Below are 19,413 nucleotides of genomic sequence, written 5' to 3'. Positions count from 1 at the left end.
TTGCTATATCCGCCGCACCGCCGCGGTTTTTTATTTTGTTTCCCGCCGCTTAGCCTTTATAATGCGCAACGTCTATCAGTTGAATGGTTTCAGCCCTTGATCTGCGAAAACGCAATAACAACACGATGTGATCTTACCCCGTTGCGCAGCATCCCCGCGCCCCCGCGCGGGCTGAATTTTTCCGCCCCACTTCAACTGTCGTCACCTATCCTTAACTATGTTTTTCACCACCAGGCACGGCCCAAATTCCCTACCGGCGTAAACCGCGCCGGTCAAATTCGTTTTTTTATCCATCACAACTTGTAGAAAACTCCGCCATGAAAAAGACCAAAATTGTTTGTACCATCGGTCCAAAAACCGAATCGGAAGAAATGCTGACCAACCTGCTCAATGCGGGCATGAACGTGATGCGTCTCAACTTCTCTCACGGCGACTATGAAGAGCACGGCAACCGCATCAAGAACATGCGCGCCGTGATGGCGAAAACCGGCATCAACGCCGGCATCCTGCTGGATACCAAAGGCCCGGAAATTCGCACCATGAAACTGGAAGGCGGCAAAGACGCCTCGCTGGTCGCCGGCCAAACCTTCACTTTCACCACCGACCAGAGCGTGATCGGCAACAGCGAACGCGTGGCGGTCACCTACGCCGGCTTCGCTGCCGACCTGAAGATCGGCAATACCGTGCTGGTTGACGACGGCCTGATCGGCATGGAAGTCACCAACGTGACCGAGAACGAAGTCGTTTGTAAAGTGCTGAACAACGGCGACCTGGGCGAGAACAAGGGCGTCAACCTGCCGGGCGTATCCATCCAGCTGCCTGCGCTGGCCGAAAAAGACAAACGCGACCTGATCTTCGGCTGCGAGCAAGGCGTCGACTTCGTGGCGGCGTCCTTCATCCGCAAACGCTCAGACGTGCTGGAGATCCGCGAACACCTGAAAGCCCACGGCGGCGAGCAAATCCAGATCATCTCCAAGATCGAAAACCAGGAAGGCCTGAACAACTTCGACGAAATCCTCGAAGCGTCCGACGGCATCATGGTTGCCCGTGGCGACTTGGGCGTGGAGATCCCGGTCGAAGAAGTGATCTTCGCCCAGAAGATGATGATCGAGAAATGCAACCGCGCGCGTAAAGTGGTGATCACCGCCACCCAGATGCTCGATTCCATGATCAAGAACCCGCGCCCTACCCGCGCGGAAGCCGGCGACGTTGCCAACGCCATCCTGGACGGCACCGATGCCGTCATGCTGTCCGGCGAGAGCGCCAAGGGCAAATACCCGCTGGAAGCGGTCAACATCATGGCGACCATCTGCGAGCGTACCGATCGCGTGATGCCAAGCCGCATCGACGCCCTGAACGATCGCCGCAAGCTGCGCATCACCGAAGCGGTGTGCCGCGGTGCGGTTGAAACCGCCGAGAAACTGGACGCGCCGCTGATCGTGGTCGCCACCAGCGGCGGCAAGTCGGCGAAATCCGTGCGTAAATACTTCCCGAACGCGGTGATCCTGGCGCTGACCACCAATGAAACCACCGCGCACCAGCTGGTACTGAGCAAGGGCGTCATCCCGCAGATGGTCAAGGAAATCGCCTCTACCGACGACTTCTACCGCATCGGTAAAGAAGCCGCCCTGGCCAGCGGCCTGGCACAGAAAGGCGACGTCGTGGTGATGGTTTCCGGCGCGCTGGTGCCGAGCGGCACCACCAACACTGCCTCGGTACACGTGCTGTAATATAAAACGTGACATAATTGCCTTGATCAAAACGCCGCTTTGCGGCGTTTTTTTTATCGGCAGTAAACTATTTTTCTCAAAACGCAACCGCGATCCGCTCATTATTTAGCTAATAAAGAATCGGAGTAGTCCCATGGAAGCCGGCTGTTTTCCCTCGTTTTTTTAACTAATTTGTAAAACCAGATGCAAGTTTGAGCGAACGATCAAAATAAAGCACCTCAACACTAAAAAATTATTCTCTTTCGAAAAAAGTTTGTGTAATACTTGTAACGCTACATGGAGATTAACTCAATCTAGAGGGTGTTATAATGAATCGTACTAAACTGGTACTGGGCGCGGTAATCCTGGGTTCCACTCTGCTGGCTGGCTGCTCTAGCAACGCTAAAATCGATCAACTGTCTTCTGACGTTCAGACTCTGAACGCTAAAGTTGATCAGCTGAGCAACGACGTGAACGCAATGCGTTCTGACGTTCAAGCTGCTAAAGACGACGCAGCACGCGCTAACCAGCGTCTGGACAACCAAGCTCACGCTTACAAAAAGTAAGATAGCTTTGGTTATTGAAAACGGCGCACATTGTGCGCCGTTTTTTTTGCCTGTCCCTTGGACTGGTTTTTCCTGCACCGCAGGCAAAAAAAGAGGCTCAGCACGCTGAACCCCTCTTCGACCACACAATCCTGCAAACTTAGTTCACGGAACTGATTGGCGCTGCCTTGAATGGGCTCTTATTCGCCTCAGGCGTCGCTGCAGGCGTCAAACTCACCGCCGACGGGCTCTCCCCTACGTTGACCAGCACCGGCATGCCAGAACGGCGTACAACCGCGCTATCGAACACGGCGCGATCGGTCTGAGCATCCGCAGCGAAGGCTTTCTCCGCTTTAGACAACGCAATCGGCATGGTCTGCGGATCGTCGCTTTCTACCCGCGACAGCGGCTGATGCACTTCCACATAGCGTTTGCCGTCCGGCTCAACCGAAATCTTCACCGGATCGTTGATCACCTGCACCCGCGTACCGCGCGGCACCTGATTGAACAGCGCTTCGATATCCGTCGGACGCAGACGAATGCAGCCGGAGCTGACGCGCATGCCGATACCGAAGTTGGCGTTGGTGCCGTGGATCAGGTATTCACCGCGCCCCATCGCCAGACGCAGGGCGAACAACCCCATCGGGTTCTCAGGGCCGGCCGGCACCACCGCTGGCAGCGTCACGCCCTGGGACTGATAGCGTTTACGGATATTGGCGGTTGGCGTCCAGGTCGGGTTAGGGATCTTCTGGCTGACGGAGGTCACCTCCAGCGGCGTGTGCATCCCGGTCTGGCCGATACCGATCGGATAGACGATCACTTTGTTCTCGCCTTTCGGGTAGTAGTAAAGACGCAGCTCGGCCAGGTTGACGATGATCCCTTCACGCTTGGTGTCAGGCAGCAGCATTTGGGTCGGAATGGTCAGCACCGTACCCGGCTTGGGCAGGAACGGGTCAGTGCCGGGGTTGGCTTCCAGCATGCCCAGCAGGCCGATCTTGTAGTCGGCGGCGATCGCCTCCAGCGGACGGCCGTCGTTTGGCACGGTATAAGTGGTGTTTTCACCGATCAGACGGCTGTCCGGCGGCGGCAGCGGGTACTCGGTCGCACTGGCGGCCTGAGTGCCGGCCAATACGGTGGCGAAGACCATGCCCATTAAACTCAACGCACGTTTCATTATCATCCCTATATTTTTTTATGACGGTTCGCCCCCAAGGCTAACGAGCGCCTGGCGGTGGGTAAATCAGACAATACCTGATTAATACTAGCAACGCTGGTATCAAAGGCAATAAGTCCTCTAAAAATCAACACGTTATAACGTAATCGCCGCCGCTGATTGTCAACGAAACGTCAATAGGTAAGCTGCTGAAATATCACTGAATTGGGAGCATTGCCGGGAGGAAAACTGCGGATTGTAAAGACTCATTGACAAAGCGAAGGTATCAATGAGCCTTGAGGATGCGGGCGTTATGGGTCAGGCCAGCTGCGCCGCTTTGCTGCGAATGGCGCGGATCATCGCTTCCAACCCCTGTGAACGCGAAGGCGTCAGATGTTGGCTGAGCGCCAGCTCGCCGAAAAACGGCCGCACATCGAGATCGACGATCTGCTGTGGCGTCAATTGACGATAAAGAATAAACACCACCGCCAGCAGCCCTTTGACGATCGCCGCGTCGCTGTCGCCGTGAAACTCGACCTGCCCCTGCTCATCACGGCGCATCACGATCCATACCTGGCTCTGACAGCCGGAGATCAGGTTGCCGGCCTGCCGCTCGGCCTCGTCCAGCGGCGGCAATTTGGCGCCGAGTTCAATCACGTACAGGTATTTCTCCTCCCAGTTCAAACAGCGGGAGAAATTACGCACCAATTTATCTTTGTCCGGCAAATTCGCCATGGGGATCCTTTTGTACCGCCGGGGACGCGCCCCGGCCTAGCCTAATAGCTGATGAATGCGTTGCAGCCCGGCCACCAGCCGGTCCACCTCTTCGCGGGTATTATATAACGCCAGCGAAGCGCGGCACATGCTCGGCACCTGATAAAACGCCATCAGCGGCATTGCGCAGTGATGGCCGGTGCGAATGGCGATGCCGTACTGGTCGAGGAAGCTGCCGACATCATAGGCATGGTGCTCCCCCAGGTTGAAGGCGATCACCCCGGCGCGATGGGCCGGACCATAAACTTTCAGCGTCGGCACCTGCCTGAGCGCCTCCAGCGCGTAGTGCATCAGCGACTGTTCATAATCGTGGATCGCATTCAGGCCCAGGGCTTCAACGTAATCGAACGCCGCCCCCAGCCCCATGATGCCGGCGGTGTTCGGCGAACCGGCCTCGAAGCGCCACGGCGGATCGGCGAAGGTGGTGCCCGCCGTCAGGCTGACCTGGCGGATCATCGAGCCGCCCCCTTCCCACGGCGGCATCTTCTGTAACAACGCCTGGCGGCCGTACAGCATGCCGATGCCGGAAGGGCCGTACAGCTTATGGCCGGAAAATACGTAAAAATCGCAGTCCAGCGCCTGAACATCGACGCGCTGGTGCATTACCGCCTGCGCGCCGTCCACCAGCACCGTCAGCTCCGGCGCCAGGGCTCTGGCGCGGGCGATGATGTCGCGTACCGGGTTGACGGTGCCCAGCACGTTGGAGACCTCGGTCAGCGCCAGCAGTTTGCAGGACGAGTCGACCAGCTCCGGCAGCAAAGCCAGATCCAGCGTACCGTCCGGCTGCAGCGGCCACACCCGCAGCTGCAGCCCGCGCTCCTGCGCCAGCATCTGCCACGGCACGATATTGGCGTGGTGCTCCATCTCGGTGATGAGAATCGCATCGCCCGGCTGCAGCAGGTGGCGGCCAAAGCTGTTGGCCACCAAATTGATGCCTTCGGTGGTGCCCTTGACGAACACCATCTCTTCCGCTGAAGCGGCGTTGATAAAGCGTGCCGCCTGTTCCCGCACCGCTTCCATCTGCTGGGTCGCCTCGGCGCTCAGGGTGTGGATGCCGCGATGCACCGCCGCATAACCGTGGCAGTAGAACTCCAGCTCGCGGTCGATCACCGCCTGCGGTTTCTGCGCGCTGGCGGCGCTGTCGAGATAGGCCAACGGTTGGCCGTTCACCTCACGCGCCAGCAGCGGGAAATCGCCGCGCACGCGTTCAATCGGATAACTCATTCAGCCTCCCCCGGCAGGCGCTGGGCGATACGCGCCAGCACCCGTTCCCGGATGGTGTCATTGGCGATGCCTTCGGTGAGCTCGGCGGCGAAGGCGAAAATGATCATCTGCTGCGCCGCGTGTTTGTCGATGCCGCGCGACTGCAGATAGAACAGCTGCTCTTCATCGATGCGCCCCACGGTGGCGCCGTGGCTGCATTTGACGTCGTCGGCGTAGATCTCCAGCTGCGGCTTGGTATCCACCTCCGCCACCTTGCCCAACAGCAGGTTATGGTTGGTCATCTGGCCGTCGGTTTTAATCGCGTGCTTGGCCACTTTGATCATGCCGTTGAACACCGCCTTGCCGCGATCGCTGACCACGGTTTTATGCAGCTGGCGGCTTTCGCAATAGCCCTTGTTGTGCTCCAGATAGGTGCGGGTATCGCAGATCTCTTTGCCCACCGGCAGCACCAGGCTGTTGATCACCAGATTTGCGCCTTCGCCGTTCAGCTGCGCGCTGGTGTTGTGGCGCGTCAGGCCGGCGCCCAGCAGGAAACTGTCGCTTTTCACCCGCGCGTCGCGGCCGATAACCAGATCGTTGTGGGCAAAGTGGTAGCTCGGCTGGCTTTCAAACGCCAGCTTGCAGTGCAACAGCCCGGCGTTGTCCGCCACGTTGGCGGTCAGGCGCGCGCCGGTGAAGTGCGCGGCCTCGCCCAGGCTGACGTAGTGTTCAATCACTTCCGCCTCGGCCCCGCGCCCGATCTCCAGATGGTGACGATGATGCACGGTGTTCACTTCCCCGGTGGCGCCGCGTCCGCTGCTGATATGCATCAGGTACAGCGGGCGGGCCGGGACCTTGCCGGCCGGCAAGCGAATCAGGCTGGTTTCCTGCGCCAGGCTTTCGGTCAGGTGCAGGAAAATTTCCGGCTGGATCGGCTCCGGCAGCGCCTGCGGCGTGCCGTAGGCGGTCAATTCGAACTGGTAGTCGCCCAAATCGCCATCGCTCAGCGCGGCGCTGTAGCGGCCGTCGATAAACACCAGCCGACAGGCATCGATGCCGAGCGCCAGCGCCTCAAGCTGCTCAACGCTCACCGGCGCGGGCTGCGGTTCGAGGAACTGCTGCTCCAGCAGGCTCTCCAGCGGCGTGTATTTCCAGTTTTCATGCTTGCGCGTCGGCCAGCCGAGGCGCAGCGCCTGCTGCCAGTGCGCCAGCGCATGCGGCGAACGCTCGCCGCCGCGGCCTTCGAACAGGCGATACAGCTGCTGCAGCGCGTTTGAATTACTGTTGGTCGGTAAGCCAGCCATAGCCCTGCTCCTCCAACTGTTTCACCAGCGAGAAATCGCCGGATTTGACGATGCGCCCCTGGGACAGCACGTGTACGTAATCCGGCTGGATGTAGTCCAGAATGCGCTGATAGTGGGTGACGATGATAAACGCGCGCTTGCCGTCCCGCAGCGAGTTGACGCCGTTGGCGACGATCTTCAGCGCGTCGATGTCCAGGCCCGAGTCGGTTTCATCGAGAATGCACAGATCCGGCTCCAGCGCCGCCATCTGCAGAATGTCGTTGCGCTTTTTCTCGCCGCCGGAGAAGCCGACGTTGACCGAACGGGTCAGCAGATCGGCCGGCATATCCAGCAGCGCGATTTTCTCTTCGATGAAATCGGCGAAGTCAAAACGGTCCAGCGGCTCCTGCTCGCGGTATTTGCGCACCGCGTTGACCGACGTCTGCAGGAAGAAGTGGTTGCTGACACCGGGGATCTCCACCGGGTACTGGAAGGCCAGGAACACGCCCTCGCCGGCGCGATCTTCCGGATCCAGCTCCAGCAAATCCTTGCCTTTGAAAGTGACTTCCCCTTCGGTCACTTCATACTCTTCACGCCCGGCCAGCGTGGCGGACAGCGTGCTCTTGCCCGAGCCGTTCGGCCCCATGATGGCGTGCACTTCGCCCGGTTTGATCTCCAGATCCAATCCCTTGAGGATCTCGTTGCCTTCCACGCTGACTTTCAAATTCTTGATGCTTAACATGCTGTGTCCTCAGATAGCGCCGGCGGCGCTAAAAATGCGGCGATTAACCCACGCTGTGTTCCAGGCTGATGGCCAGAAGTTTCTGCGCCTCGACGGCGAACTCCAGCGGCAGCTCGGAGAAAACGTCCTTGCAGAAGCCGTTGACGATCATCGAAATGGCGTCATCCTCGCTGATGCCGCGCTGCAGGCAGTAGAACAGCTGGTCGTCGCCGATCTTCGAGGTGGTGGCTTCGTGCTCCAGCTGAGCGCTGTTGTTGCGCGCTTCAACGTAAGGGAACGTGTGGGCGCCGCTGTCCGGCCCGATCAGCATCGAGTCGCACTGGGTAAAGTTACGGGCGTTTTCCGCCCCCGGCAGGATTTTCACCAGGCCGCGATAGGTGTTCTCGCTGTGGCCAGCGGAGATGCCTTTGGCGATGATGGTCGACTTGGTGTTTTTGCCGATGTGGATCATCTTGGTGCCGGTATCGGCCTGCTGATGGCCGCTGGTCAGCGCCACCGAGAAGAATTCGCCGATCGAATTGTCGCCCTGCAAAATCACGCTCGGGTATTTCCAGGTGATGGCCGAGCCGGTTTCCGACTGGGTCCAGGACATTTTCGAGCCGGCGCCTTCGCACAGCGCGCGCTTGGTGACGAAGTTGAGGATACCGCCCTTGCTCTCGCCGCCGGAGAACCAGTTCTGCACCGTCGAGTATTTCACTTCGGCGTCTTTATGCAGGATCACTTCCACCACCGCCGCGTGCAGCTGATAGCTGTCGCGCACCGGGGCGGAACAGCCCTCGATATAGCTGACGTAGCTACCTTCGTCGGCGATCAGGATGGTGCGCTCGAACTGGCCGGTTTTGGCGGCGTTGATGCGGAAGTAGGTCGACAGTTCCATCGGGCAGCGTACGCCCTTCGGCACATAAACGAAGGTGCCGTCGGAAGCCACCGCGGCGTTCAGCGCGGCGAAGAAGTTATCGTTGGACGGCACCACGCGCCCCAGGTACTGACGCACCAGATCCGGGTATTCCTGGATCGCTTCGCCGAACGAGCAGAAGATAACTCCGCTCTCCGCCAGTTTTTCACGGTAAGTGGTAGCGACAGAGACCGAGTCGAAGATGGCGTCCACCGCCACCTCGCTGCCCTCGCGCACCGGCACGCCGAGCTGGTTGAACGCCAGCTCCACTTCGCTGGTCAGGTAATCTTTTTCCGTCGCCGCGCCCGGTTGCTGCTCGGCGCCGGGTTGCGAACCGCAGGCGTCGTCGCAGCTGCCGCAGGACGGCGCCGAATAGTAACTGTAGTCCTGGTAGTTCAGGCGATCGTAATTGGCCTTCAACCAGTGCGGCTCTTCCATCTGCAGCCAGGCGCGGTAGGCCTCGAGGCGGAATTCCAGCATCCACTCGGGTTCGTTACGCTTGGCCGAGATGGCGCGCACCACCTCTTCGTTGATGCCTTTGGCCAACTCATCGGTTGCCAGCTGGGTGAAGAAACCTTCTTTGTAGCGACCTTCGCTGACCCAAGCCTGCACTTCATTAGGCATTTCTACATTGCTTCGTGTCATGTTGATTGCATCGCTCAAACGCCAAAGCTCTCGCCGCACCCGCAGGCATGCTGAGCTTTAGGGTTGTTAAATTTGAATATCTGATTCAGCCCTTCGCGGACGTAATCTACCGTGGTGCCATCGATGAACGGCATGGCCTTCAGCGGCACATAGAGTTTGGCGCCGTCGCGCTCAAACAGCAGATCGTCATCGGCGGGTTCGCGGGTCAGATCCAGCACATAGGCAAAGCCGGCGCAGCCGGATTGTTTCACCCCTAGCTGCAGCCCTTTCACCTGCGGATCCTGCTGCATCAGTTTGGTTATTTGTCGTACGGCGCTGTCGCTGAGCGAAATGCCTTGCCAGACATTTTCATCCAGAGAAAAAGTGCCGACATTTTCCGTTTGCATAGGGTCTACCTCACACTCGTGTTTGGCCACAGCCAATCTGGGTTGCTTATATGTTAGTGATAACGATTATCACTTCAACCGTTTGTTTTGCGGGGGTATCCGCCGCGAGCGCGGTTTTTCGCTGCGGCGCGCGGCAAGCCAACGGGACACCCGTGGCGGCTTGCGGCGTCTGGCGGCAAGGCGTGCATGCTATCCCTATGAATTTGTTCTCTATCCTGCATCACCGTACCGCACTCCCCGGTGGCCCGTCAGCGTTACAGCGCCGCGGGGCGTTGACGATCTAAACATTCATAGAAAATACCTATTTCTGCATTCTGTCTGTCGTAAATGTGCGTTTATCGGCATTTCGTGGCGCGGCGCAAGCGCGCGCCCTCAGGTTAAAGTTTAGTCGCTCAGGATTAAATTGGGTCGTCGACGGCCTTTTACACCCCCGCGCGATGAAAAAACGCCGCGCCGGGGATTGATCGGCAACGCGGCAGTTTATATGATAATGATTATCATTCAATTGTAATTTGAGCGCGAAGCCAATGACTCTTTCGATCAACGCATGGTTGCTGGGCAAGATTGATGACTACAAATTCAGCGTGCGCGACGCCACGGTGGACTTTTACATGGCCGAAGCGGCGCTGCGGCGCCCGGAATGCAATATCGACCACCTGAAGCGGTACAACAGCGTCAGTCTCACCATGGCCAATCTGTGTCTGGAGAACGGCGACGACGACAGCTACCTGCATGCGCTCAGCAAGCTGCACAACCGGCTGATCGTCGAGATCAACAACCCACAGCGCTGCCAGCTTTTTCGGGTGCAAAGCTACCACTTCGCTCGCCACACGCTGACGCTGATCTGCCAAAAATATGCAATGGAAGGCACCTGGGAGAAGGCAAACGCGTTTCAGAAGGACTTCGTCAAACGCGTGCCGTTTCAGCTGTAAGGCGCAAGGCTCCGCAGGCCGATCGCCTGCGGAAACCGGCGGGAATCAGTCGATGACCGCCGTGGTCAGACGCGAGGTGCAGCACAGCCGATCGCGCGCGTCGAAGATCTCGATTTGCCACACCTGATGACGGCGGCCAACGTGCAGTGCGCGGCACACCCCGCGCACCTGGCCATCGAACACCGCGCGCAGGTGGTTGGCGTTGATCTCCAGCCCCACCACTTTCTGCTCGCCCTCGCTGCACAGGTAACCGGCCATCGATCCCATCGATTCCGCCAGCACCACCGACGCCCCGCCGTGCAACAGCCCGAACGGCTGCCGGGTGCGGCCATCGACCGGCATGGTGGCCTCGAGGAAATCCTCGCCCAGCTGGGTAAACTCGATGCCCACATGGCTGACCATGCAGCCGTCGCCGGCGCGGTTCAGCTGCTCCAGCGATGTTTCACGTTTCCACAATTTCACTCAATCATCTCCAGAAGTGCCTGTAAGGGGTGGCGCACGCCATTGCCCTCGATGCGTTTCACCTGGCTGCGGCAGGAATAGCCGGTCGCCAGGCAGCGCTGCCGAGGCAAACGCTGCAGCGTCGGGTGCCATGATAGCTCATAAATGCCGAGCGAGTTTTGCAGGTTCTTGGCTTCATGGCCGTAAGTGCCCGCCATGCCGCAACAGCCGACGCTGACGTTCTCCAGTTTGGCGCCGAAGCGGGCGAAGATCGCCGCCCACTGTTGGCCGCTGGCCGGCAGCGCGGTGGTTTCGGTACAGTGGCCGAACAGATACCAGGGTTCGCCGGTCGCCGGCTGTTCGGCGCGATCCGCGATCCTCTGCTGCAGCCATTCGTGCACCAGCAGCACCTGGAAATCGCCGCGTTCGGCGCCGAGGATCTCGCGGTATTCGTCGCGGTAGCACAGCACCAGCGCCGGATCGACGCCCACCAGCGGCATGCCGAGCTGCGCCACGCGGTTGAGGAAATCGGCGGTTTTGCGCGCGGTGCGGGCAAAGCGCGTCAGGAAACCCTTCACATGCTGCGCCTTGCCGTTCGGCGAGAACGGCAGCAGCACCGGTTTATAGCCGAGCTTCTCCACCAGCCGGACAAAGTCCGCCACCACTTTGGCGTCGTAATAGCTGGTGAACGGATCCTGGACGATCAGCACGTGTTCTGCGCGCTGCTCGGCGCTCAGCCCTTCCAGCTGCTCCAGCGTCAGGGTGGTCGCGCGGTGGCCGGACAGCTGCTGACGCAGCGTCGGGCTGGACAGCAGCGGCAGATCGACCATGCCGATGGCGTTGCGGCTCATCTCCCGCAGCCACGGCTGCCTGAAGAAGAAGTTGAACACCTTCGGCGCGCGGGCCATCAATGGGGTATAGCTCTCCACGCCGGCGACCATGTAGTCGCTTACCGGGCGCAGATAGCGGGTGTGGTAGAGCTGCAGGAAGCGCGAACGGAATCCTGGCACGTCAATCTTGATCGGGCACTGGGTGGAGCAGGCCTTGCAGGCCAGGCAACCGGACATCGCCTCTTTCACTTCGTGCGAAAAGTCGTACTCGCCCTTGCCGGCGTGCCAGCTGTTGCGGGTCTTCTCGATCAGGCCGCGCAGGCTGAGGCGCTGCTGCGGCAGCTGTTTCTCCAGCGCCAACGGATCGACGCCCTGCTCGGCCAACAGACGCAGCCACTCGCGCACCAGCGTCGCTCGCCCTTTCGGTGAATGAATGCGGTTGCCGCTGATCTTCATCGACGGGCACATCGGGCTGCGCACGTCGAAGTTGAAGCACAGGCCGTTGCCGTTACACTCCAGCGCGCCGCGGAACGAGGTGCGCACCTCGACCGGGATCTGGCGATCGAAGGTGCCGCGTTTGACCGCGTCCACCTGCATCATTGGTGCATCCACCGCCAGCGGCGCACAGACCTTGCCCGGGTTCAGACGGTTATCCGGATCGAACGCCGCTTTGATGCGGCGCAGCTCCTCATACAGCGTTTCCCCGAAGAATTCAGGGCTGTATTCCGCGCGGAAGCCCTTGCCGTGCTCACCCCACAGCAGGCCGCCGTATTTGGCGGTCAGCGCCACCACCCGATCGGAGATATGCTTCATCAGCACTTCCTGCTGCGGGTCGCACATATCAAGCGCCGGGCGCACGTGCAGCACCCCGGCGTCGACGTGGCCGAACATGCCATAGCTCAGGTTATGGTCGTCGAGCAGTTGGCGAAATTCGACAATATAGTCCGCCAGGTGTTGCGGCGGCACGCAGGTGTCCTCGGCGAATGGAATCGGCTTGGCGCGCCCTTTGGCGTTGCCCAGCAGCCCGACCGCCTTCTTGCGCATGTTATAAATGCGCTCGATGCCCGCCAGATCGCCACAGATCTGGTAACCGATCACGCCGCCCTGCCGCTGCGCGATCAATTCGTCCAGCCGTTGACACAGGGTTTCCATCTGGCCGTCGATCAGCGCCCGATCGTCGCCGGCGAACTCGACGATGTTCAGCCCGAGCATCTCTTTATCCGGCACATCGGCGATCAGTTCGTTCACCGAGTGCCAAACGATGTCTTCACGCGCCAGGTTCAGCACCTTGGAATCAATGGTTTCCACCGACAGCGCCTTGGCTTCGACCATAAAGGGCGCATTGCGCAGCGCCGAATCGAAGGAATCGTATTTTACGTTAACCAAACGGCGCACTTTCGGCAGCGGCGTGATGTCCAGCCGCGCCTCGGTGATAAACGCCAGCGTGCCTTCGGCGCCGGTCAGGATGCGCGTCAGATCGAAGGTTTGCAGATCGTCGCTCAGCACGTGGCGCAGATCGTAACCGGTGAGGAAGCGGTTGAGCTTGGGGAATTTCTCCAGGATCAGCGCGCGCTGCTCGCGGCAGCGGTTCAGCACCGTGCGGTAGATACGCCCTTCGGCGGTCTCGTCCAGAGCAATCGTTTCCGCCAGCGCCGTCGGCATGGCGCGGGTATCGATCATCTCGCCGCCCAGCAGCACCGCCCGCAGGCCCAACACGTGATCGGAGGTTTTGCCGTACACCAGCGAGCCCTGACCGGAGGCGTCGGTATTGATCATGCCGCCCAGGGTGGCGCGGTTGCTTGTGGACAGTTCCGGCGAGAAGAAGTAGCCGAACGGCCGCAGATATTGATTCAGCTGATCCTTGATCACCCCGGCTTCGACTTTTACCCAGCCTTGTTCGACGTTGATCTCCAGAATGCGGTTCATATGGCGCGACATATCGACCACGATGCCGGTATTGAGCGACTGACCGTTGGTGCCGGTGCCGCCGCCGCGCGGGCTGAAGGTCAGCGCATTGAATCGCTCTTCCCCGGCCAGGCGGGCGATCAGCGCCACGTCGGCGGTGGAACGGGGGAACACCACCGCATCGGGCAACAGCTGATAGATGCTGTTGTCGGTGGCCATCGTCAGCCGGTCGGCATAGCTGGTGGCGGTATCGCCGTTGAATCCGTTTTGCTTCAGTGCTTCCAAAAAGTCGAGCACCCGTTGAACGAGGCCGGGTGCCTGAGAAATCTGTGGGATCATTCGCTTTTTTGACCCTGTCCGTCTATTTTTTATGCGCTGATGTACGCTGAATCGGGCCTTTAATTCAGACCCACCCTATTTTTTAGTGACACTAAAAACTAACATACTCGTTTAGTGAAGGCATTCACATTATTACCGCCCTGCGAACGCCGCCACAGGCGGCCGCCCGGCGGTAATAAACCGACCGACAGGCACCCGATTCGCCGGTGCCAGGGATTTAATTGACCAGGATGAGAAGCCACTGATGCCACTCCCGCAATCGCGTTACGACTTACCGCGAATTATTTTCGGCGTGCTGTTTATCGCCATCATGATCGTCGCCTGTTTTTGGGTGATCCAACCGTTCATTCTCGGCTTCGCCTGGGCGGGAATGGTGGTGATCGCCACCTGGCCGCTGCTGCTCAAACTGCAAAAGCTGCTGTGGGGCCGCCGCTCGCTGGCGGTGCTGGTGATGACCCTGCTGCTGATCCTGCTGTTCATTTTGCCTATCTCTCTGCTGATCAGCAGCGTGGTGGATAACAGTGCGCCGCTGATCGCCTGGGCCAGCTCGCCGGGCAAACTGCACATTCCCGATCTCGCCTGGCTGCAGTCCGTGCCGATGATCGGCGACAGGCTCTATACCAGCTACCATACGCTGGTTAACGCCGGCGGCGCCGCGCTGCTGGCGAAGGTGCAGCCGTACTTCGGCCAAACCGCCACCTGGTTCGTGGCGCAGGCCGCGCATATCGGCCGTCTGCTGCTGCACTGCGCGCTGATGCTGCTGTTCAGCGCCCTGTTGTATGCGCGCGGCGAGCAGGTGGCGTTGGGCATCCGCCACTTTGCGGTGCGCCTCGGCTCTGCGCGCGGCGATGCGGCGGTGCTGCTGGGCGGCCAGGCGATCCGCGCCGTCGCGCTGGGTGTGGTGGTGACGGCGCTGGTGCAGTCGGTGCTGGGTGGCATCGGTCTGGCGGTGAGCGGCATTCCGGCCGCCACTCTGCTGACGATGCTGATCTTCATCTGCTGCGTGGCGCAATTGGGGCCGCTGCTGGTGCTGGTGCCGGCCATCATCTGGCTGTACTGGCACGGCGATACCACCTGGGGCACCGTGCTGCTGGTCTGGAGCTGCGTGGTGGCTACGCTGGATAACGTGCTGCGCCCGGTGCTGATCCGCATGGGCGCCGATCTGCCGCTGCTGCTGATCCTGTCCGGCGTTATCGGCGGCTTGCTGGCCTTCGGCATGATTGGCCTGTTCATCGGCCCGGTGGTGTTGGCGGTATCTTATCGCCTGCTGACCGCCTGGATGGATGAAGCGCCGGAGCCGACCACCGCGCCGGAGCAAGTCATCGAAGATTTGGAAAAACGCTGATTCTCCTCTTCCGCCCGCATCGTCGGGCGGAACTTTTCACTCCTGCCATTATTCCTACCCCATTCGAGTAATATCTCCGCCCAATATAATGCCGCCATATATTGATTACGGCACCGCGAATGAAAGGTGCAATGTAAATCCCTGTTTGTTGCAAACGGCAAAAAGAGATAACTCCCGCAAATAAAATGTGATGCCGCTATCGATTAGGATGATTCTTAATGACTAGTCGCGTTCAAAAATCTAGTATTATGGCCATCTATTGCTTCAAATCACTGATTTTAAAGCAACCTTTCTGAACAATGTAATGCCATACATGTGAATTGCTGTGTGTAGTCTTTGCCCATCTCCTACGGTGGGCTTTTTTTTTATTCTTTTTTCGTCGAATTGATTATTTTACGCGCCGTTATTTACATTCAGAAATAAAAAGGCCGCAGCGTTAACTGCGGCCCGGCGTTAATGCCTCAGCGATGCCGAGAAATTATTTCTTTTTCGACAAATTGATCCAGGTCTGCACCACGGTGTCCGGATTAAGCGACAGGCTGTCGATGCCCTGCTCCATCAGCCACTCGGCGAAGTCTTCGTGGTCGGACGGGCCTTGGCCGCAGATGCCGACGTATTTACCGTGGCGCTTGGCCGCCTGAATCGCCATCGACAGCAGCGCTTTCACCGCGTCGTTGCGTTCGTCGAACAGCTCCGACACCACGCCGGAATCGCGATCCAGCCCCAGCGCCAACTGGGTCATGTCGTTGGAGCCGATGGAGAAGCCGTCGAAGTGTTCGAGGAACTGATCCGCCAACAGCGCATTGGACGGGATCTCGCACATCATGATCACTTTCAGCCCGTTTTCGCCGCGCTTCAGCCCCTGACGCGCCAGCTCGGCCACCACCGCTTCCGCCTGCGCCACGGTGCGCACGAACGGCACCATGATTTCGACGTTGGTCAGCCCCATTTCGTTACGCACGCGTTTCACCGCCTCGCACTCCAGCGCGAAGCAATCGCGGAAGCTGTCGGCCACGTAGCGGCCCGCGCCGCGGAAGCCCAGCATCGGGTTCTCTTCGTGCGGTTCATACTTGTCGCCACCCACCAGGTTGGCGTACTCGTTGGATTTGAAGTCGGACAGGCGCACGATCACGCGCTTCGGCCAGAAGGCGGCGCCCAGCGTCGCGATGCCCTCGGTCAGGCGGCCGACGTAGAACTCGACCGGATGATCGTAACCCTGCATCAGCGCGCGAATCTCGTTTTGCAGCGCCGGCGTCTGCTGATCGAACTCCAGCAGCGCACGCGGGTGCACGCCGATCATGCGGTTGATGATAAATTCCAGCCGCGCCAGGCCCACGCCTTCGTTCGGCAAACGCGCAAAGTCGAAGGCGCGATCCGGGTTGCCGACGTTCATCATGATCTTCAGCGGCAGATCCGGCAGCTCGGTCACTTCGGAGCTCTGCACGCTGAAGTCCAGCATATCGCTGTAAACGAAGCCGGTGTCGCCTTCCGCGCAGGAGACGGTGACTTTCTGGCCGTCTTTCAGCACGTCGGTGGCGTGGCCGCAGCCCACCACCGCCGGGATCCCCAGTTCACGGGCGATGATCGCCGCGTGACAGGTACGCCCGCCGCGGTTGGTGACGATCGCGGCGGCCTTCTTCATGATCGGTTCCCAGTCCGGGTCGGTCATGTCGGTGACCAGCACGTCGCCCGGCTGGATGCGATCCATTTCGCTGATGTCGTGGATCACTTTCACCGGACCGGCGCCGATGCGGTGGCCGATGGCGCGGCCTTCCACCAGCACCGGGCTGGAGCCGTTCAGCTGGTAGCGCTCCATGGTCTGTTCGTTGGAGCGCACGGTTTCCGGGCGCGCCTGCACGATCAGCAGCTTGCCGGTATGGCCGTCTTTCGCCCACTCGATATCCATCGGGCGGCCGTAATGTTTTTCGATCAGGATCGCCTGCTGCGCCAGCGCCTGCACTTCGTCATCCGTCAGCGAGAAACGGCTACGCTGCGCTTCCGGCACGTCTTCGATGCGCACCTGCTTGCCGTGATCCTGCGACGGCGCGTACACCATGCGGATCTTTTTCGAACCCAGGTTGCGGCGCACGATCGCCGGCTTGCCGTTTTGCAGCGTCGGTTTGTGCACGTAGAACTCATCCGGGTTCACTGCGCCCTGCACCACCATTTCACCCAGGCCGAAGGCGGAGGTGATAAACACCACCTGATCAAAGCCGGACTCGGTATCGATGGTGAACATCACACCCGAAGAGGCCAAATCCGAGCGCACCATGCGCTGTACGCCCGCCGACAGCGCCACGCCGCGGTGGTCATAGCCCTGATGCACGCGATAAGAGATGGCGCGGTCGTTGAACAGCGATGCGAACACGTGCTTGATCGCCACCATTACGGCGTCGATGCCCTGCACGTTGAGGAAGGTTTCCTGCTGGCCGGCGAAGGACGCGTCCGGCATGTCTTCCGCCGTGGCGGAGGAGCGCACCGCGAAGGAAGCTTCCGGTTCGCCGTCGGCGAGCTGTTGGTAAGCCTGATGAATTTCGCGTTCGAACTCGGCGTGGAACGGCGTGTCGATCACCCATTGGCGGATCTGGGCGCCGGCCTTGGCCAGTTGTGCAACGTCGTCAACGTCGGTCTGATCCAGTAGCTGATAGATGCGCTGGTTAACACCGCTTTGTTCGAGGAAATCGTTAAACGCCTGTGCGGTGGTGGCAAAACCGTTCGGCACGGCCACGCCCAAATCGGAAAGATTGGTGATCATTTCACCGAGGGAGGCGTTTTTGCCGCCGACACGGTCAACGTCGTGCATGCCAAGCTGGTTGTACCAAAGCACATTACGCAAGTCTGGGCCATTGTTGGACATCGAGACAATCCTTATTGCTATCAGTAGGGTAAAGACGGATTTAATTCGCTTGCTTTACGGCGCCGCTAACACGGAGCCGAATCAGACTAGCACACTGATCCGGGGAAAATGGAAAGGTGAATCGATCAACCCACTGAAGAAAGTGGTTTTTAAGAGAATGTCCTAACCGGCTGATTTGCCTGGGAACCGTTCCCAATCGCACGAAAAGCTTAGTTCTCAACAAATTACGCTCTTTTTAAACTTCTGTTTTAATGACCACGCAAACGCTACCGTTTTTGGTGAAAATAGCGACAAATTTACGTTTCGGATCGAAAAGCGTCGCCGCGCCGCGATTTTTACCGCCGGCAAAACGCGCTTTTCTTCACGCGCCGCCGCAAGGCGCTTTACCGCCCCGCCGTCACAATTTTTCCCCTCGCCCCTTTACCGGTGGATCGTCTGCGGCTCATGATATTGACAGTGATGACAGCAGTAACACCGTTTTCAGGTAAGGAGCCTCGGGTGGAAAGAAGCGTTTTTTATATTTCGGATGGTACGGCGATCACCGCCGAAGTGCTGGGACACGCGGTGCTGTCGCAGTTCCCGGTCACGGCGACCACCTATACCCTGCCGTTTGTCGAAACCGAGGCGCGCGCTCGCGCAGTTCGCCAACAAATCGATGATATCTATAATGAAACCGGCGTGCGGCCGCTGGTGTTTTACTCCATCATCTCGCCGGAAGTGCGCGATGTGATCGTGCAGAGCCAGGGCTTCTGCCAGGATATCGTGCAGGCGCTGGTCGGCCCGCTGCAGGGCGAGCTGGAAGTGGAGCCGACGCCGGTGCCGAACCGCACCCACGGTCTGACCGCCAGCAACCTCGGCAAGTACGACGCGCGCATTGCCGCCATCGACTATACGCTGGCGCACGACGACGGCATTTCGCTGCGCAACCTCGATCAGGCGCAGGTGATCCTGCTCGGCGTGTCGCGCTGCGGCAAAACCCCCACCAGCCTTTATCTGGCGATGCAGTTCGGCATCCGCGCCGCCAACTACCCGTTTATCGCCGACGATATGGACAATTTGCACCTGCCGGCCTCGCTGAAACCGTTTCAGCATAAATTATTCGGCCTGACCATCGATCCGGAACGCCTGGCGGCGATCCGCGAGGAACGGCGTGAAAACAGCCGTTACGCTTCATTGCGCCAGTGCCGTATGGAGATCGCCGAAGTCGAGGCGCTGTTCCGCAAAAATCAGATCCGCTACCTCAATACCACCAACTATTCGGTCGAAGAGATCTCCACCAAAATCCTCGACATCCTCGGCATGAGCCGCCGCATGTTCTGACCTTTTCCTCACGGGGCCGCCGCGCCCCGCCACCTGCCGTTTATTTCAGCAGCCGCTGATTTTTTTGTGCTTTTTTTCGCGGCTTTGATCAACAGAACACAATCTCTAC

The 19,413-nt window shown here is 59.5% G+C and carries 15 protein-coding genes and 1 other RNA gene; 6 read left to right on the top strand and 10 right to left on the bottom strand.

Annotation, left to right across the window (positions count from 1 at the left end):
• The first annotated feature begins 317 nt into the window (after positions 1-317).
• Both pykF and ABTW55_RS22625 read left to right on the top strand, forming a co-directional pair.
• Positions 318-1,730 carry a pyruvate kinase PykF gene (gene pykF, locus ABTW55_RS22630; RefSeq protein ID WP_033638367.1) on the top strand — a complete coding sequence of 471 codons (1,413 nt, stop codon included), beginning with the start codon at positions 318-320 and terminating at the stop codon, positions 1,728-1,730.
• A 308-nt stretch (positions 1,731-2,038) separates the two neighbouring features.
• Positions 2,039-2,275, top strand: a complete 237-nt coding sequence (locus ABTW55_RS22625) for a major outer membrane lipoprotein (RefSeq protein ID WP_004931354.1) — start codon at positions 2,039-2,041, stop codon at positions 2,273-2,275.
• Positions 2,276-2,414: 139 nt separating this feature from the next.
• Here ABTW55_RS22625 and ABTW55_RS22620 read toward each other — a convergent pair whose 3' ends face one another.
• The 7 genes from ABTW55_RS22620 to sufA form a co-directional block, all read right to left on the bottom strand.
• Positions 2,415-3,428: a L,D-transpeptidase family protein gene (locus tag ABTW55_RS22620; RefSeq protein WP_033653930.1), complete on the bottom strand. Its 1,014-nt coding sequence runs from the start codon at positions 3,426-3,428 to the stop codon at positions 2,415-2,417.
• 297 nt (positions 3,429-3,725) lie between these two features.
• Positions 3,726-4,142 carry a cysteine desulfuration protein SufE gene (sufE, locus tag ABTW55_RS22615; protein WP_033638363.1) on the bottom strand — a complete coding sequence of 139 codons (417 nt, stop codon included), beginning with the start codon at positions 4,140-4,142 and terminating at the stop codon, positions 3,726-3,728.
• Positions 4,143-4,178: 36 nt separating this feature from the next.
• Positions 4,179-5,405 (bottom strand): cysteine desulfurase SufS, encoded by a 1,227-nt coding sequence (sufS, locus tag ABTW55_RS22610; RefSeq protein WP_060420831.1) that lies wholly within the window; start codon positions 5,403-5,405, stop codon positions 4,179-4,181.
• Positions 5,402-6,688: a Fe-S cluster assembly protein SufD gene (sufD, locus tag ABTW55_RS22605; protein ID WP_060420828.1), complete on the bottom strand. Its 1,287-nt coding sequence runs from the start codon at positions 6,686-6,688 to the stop codon at positions 5,402-5,404. The genes sufS and sufD overlap by 4 nt, the downstream gene beginning before the upstream one ends.
• A complete protein-coding gene (gene sufC / locus ABTW55_RS22600) occupies positions 6,663-7,409 on the bottom strand; it encodes a Fe-S cluster assembly ATPase SufC (protein WP_016927936.1) in 747 nt (248 codons plus the stop codon). The genes sufD and sufC overlap by 26 nt, the downstream gene beginning before the upstream one ends.
• A gap of 43 nt (positions 7,410-7,452) precedes the next feature.
• Positions 7,453-8,949, bottom strand: a complete 1,497-nt coding sequence (sufB, locus tag ABTW55_RS22595; RefSeq protein WP_033638360.1) for a Fe-S cluster assembly protein SufB — start codon at positions 8,947-8,949, stop codon at positions 7,453-7,455.
• Between the two features lie 14 nt (positions 8,950-8,963).
• Positions 8,964-9,335 (bottom strand): Fe-S cluster assembly scaffold SufA, encoded by a 372-nt coding sequence (sufA, locus tag ABTW55_RS22590; RefSeq protein ID WP_004931368.1) that lies wholly within the window; start codon positions 9,333-9,335, stop codon positions 8,964-8,966.
• Positions 9,336-9,862: 527 nt separating this feature from the next.
• On the opposite strand from sufA, the gene ABTW55_RS22585 reads away from it, so the two are divergent.
• Positions 9,863-10,267: a hypothetical protein gene (locus ABTW55_RS22585; RefSeq protein ID WP_004931369.1), complete on the top strand. Its 405-nt coding sequence runs from the start codon at positions 9,863-9,865 to the stop codon at positions 10,265-10,267.
• A gap of 45 nt (positions 10,268-10,312) precedes the next feature.
• Here the strand turns inward: ABTW55_RS22585 and menI are convergent, their stop codons facing one another.
• Together menI and ABTW55_RS22575 are read right to left on the bottom strand one after the other, a co-directional pair.
• Positions 10,313-10,729: a 1,4-dihydroxy-2-naphthoyl-CoA hydrolase gene (gene menI / locus ABTW55_RS22580; protein WP_016927938.1), complete on the bottom strand. Its 417-nt coding sequence runs from the start codon at positions 10,727-10,729 to the stop codon at positions 10,313-10,315.
• Positions 10,726-13,782 (bottom strand): FAD-binding and (Fe-S)-binding domain-containing protein, encoded by a 3,057-nt coding sequence (locus ABTW55_RS22575; RefSeq protein WP_060420824.1) that lies wholly within the window; start codon positions 13,780-13,782, stop codon positions 10,726-10,728. Before ABTW55_RS22575 ends, menI begins: the two co-directional genes overlap by 4 nt.
• A 244-nt stretch (positions 13,783-14,026) precedes the next feature.
• Between ABTW55_RS22575 and ydiK the strand changes: the two genes are divergently transcribed.
• Together ydiK and rprA are read left to right on the top strand one after the other, a co-directional pair.
• On the top strand, positions 14,027-15,127 hold the full coding sequence (gene ydiK / locus ABTW55_RS22570) for an AI-2E family transporter YdiK (protein ID WP_033646299.1): 1,101 nt from the start codon (positions 14,027-14,029) through the stop codon (positions 15,125-15,127).
• A gap of 256 nt (positions 15,128-15,383) precedes the next feature.
• Positions 15,384-15,495, top strand: an RNA gene (rprA, locus tag ABTW55_RS22565) — antisense sRNA RprA.
• A 110-nt stretch (positions 15,496-15,605) separates the two neighbouring features.
• On the opposite strand, the gene ppsA is transcribed toward rprA, so the two are convergent.
• Positions 15,606-17,984 (bottom strand): phosphoenolpyruvate synthase, encoded by a 2,379-nt coding sequence (gene ppsA / locus ABTW55_RS22560; protein ID WP_041034881.1) that lies wholly within the window; start codon positions 17,982-17,984, stop codon positions 15,606-15,608.
• A gap of 459 nt (positions 17,985-18,443) precedes the next feature.
• On the opposite strand from ppsA, the gene ABTW55_RS22555 reads away from it, so the two are divergent.
• Positions 18,444-19,304, top strand: a complete 861-nt coding sequence (locus ABTW55_RS22555) for a pyruvate, water dikinase regulatory protein (protein WP_049234269.1) — start codon at positions 18,444-18,446, stop codon at positions 19,302-19,304.
• Positions 19,305-19,413 lie beyond the last annotated feature (109 nt).

This window comes from Serratia sp. SM04 (assembly GCF_040280225.1).
Lineage (GTDB): Bacteria > Pseudomonadota > Gammaproteobacteria > Enterobacterales > Enterobacteriaceae > Serratia > Serratia sarumanii.
This window is presented reverse-complemented; position numbering and strand designations above follow the sequence as displayed.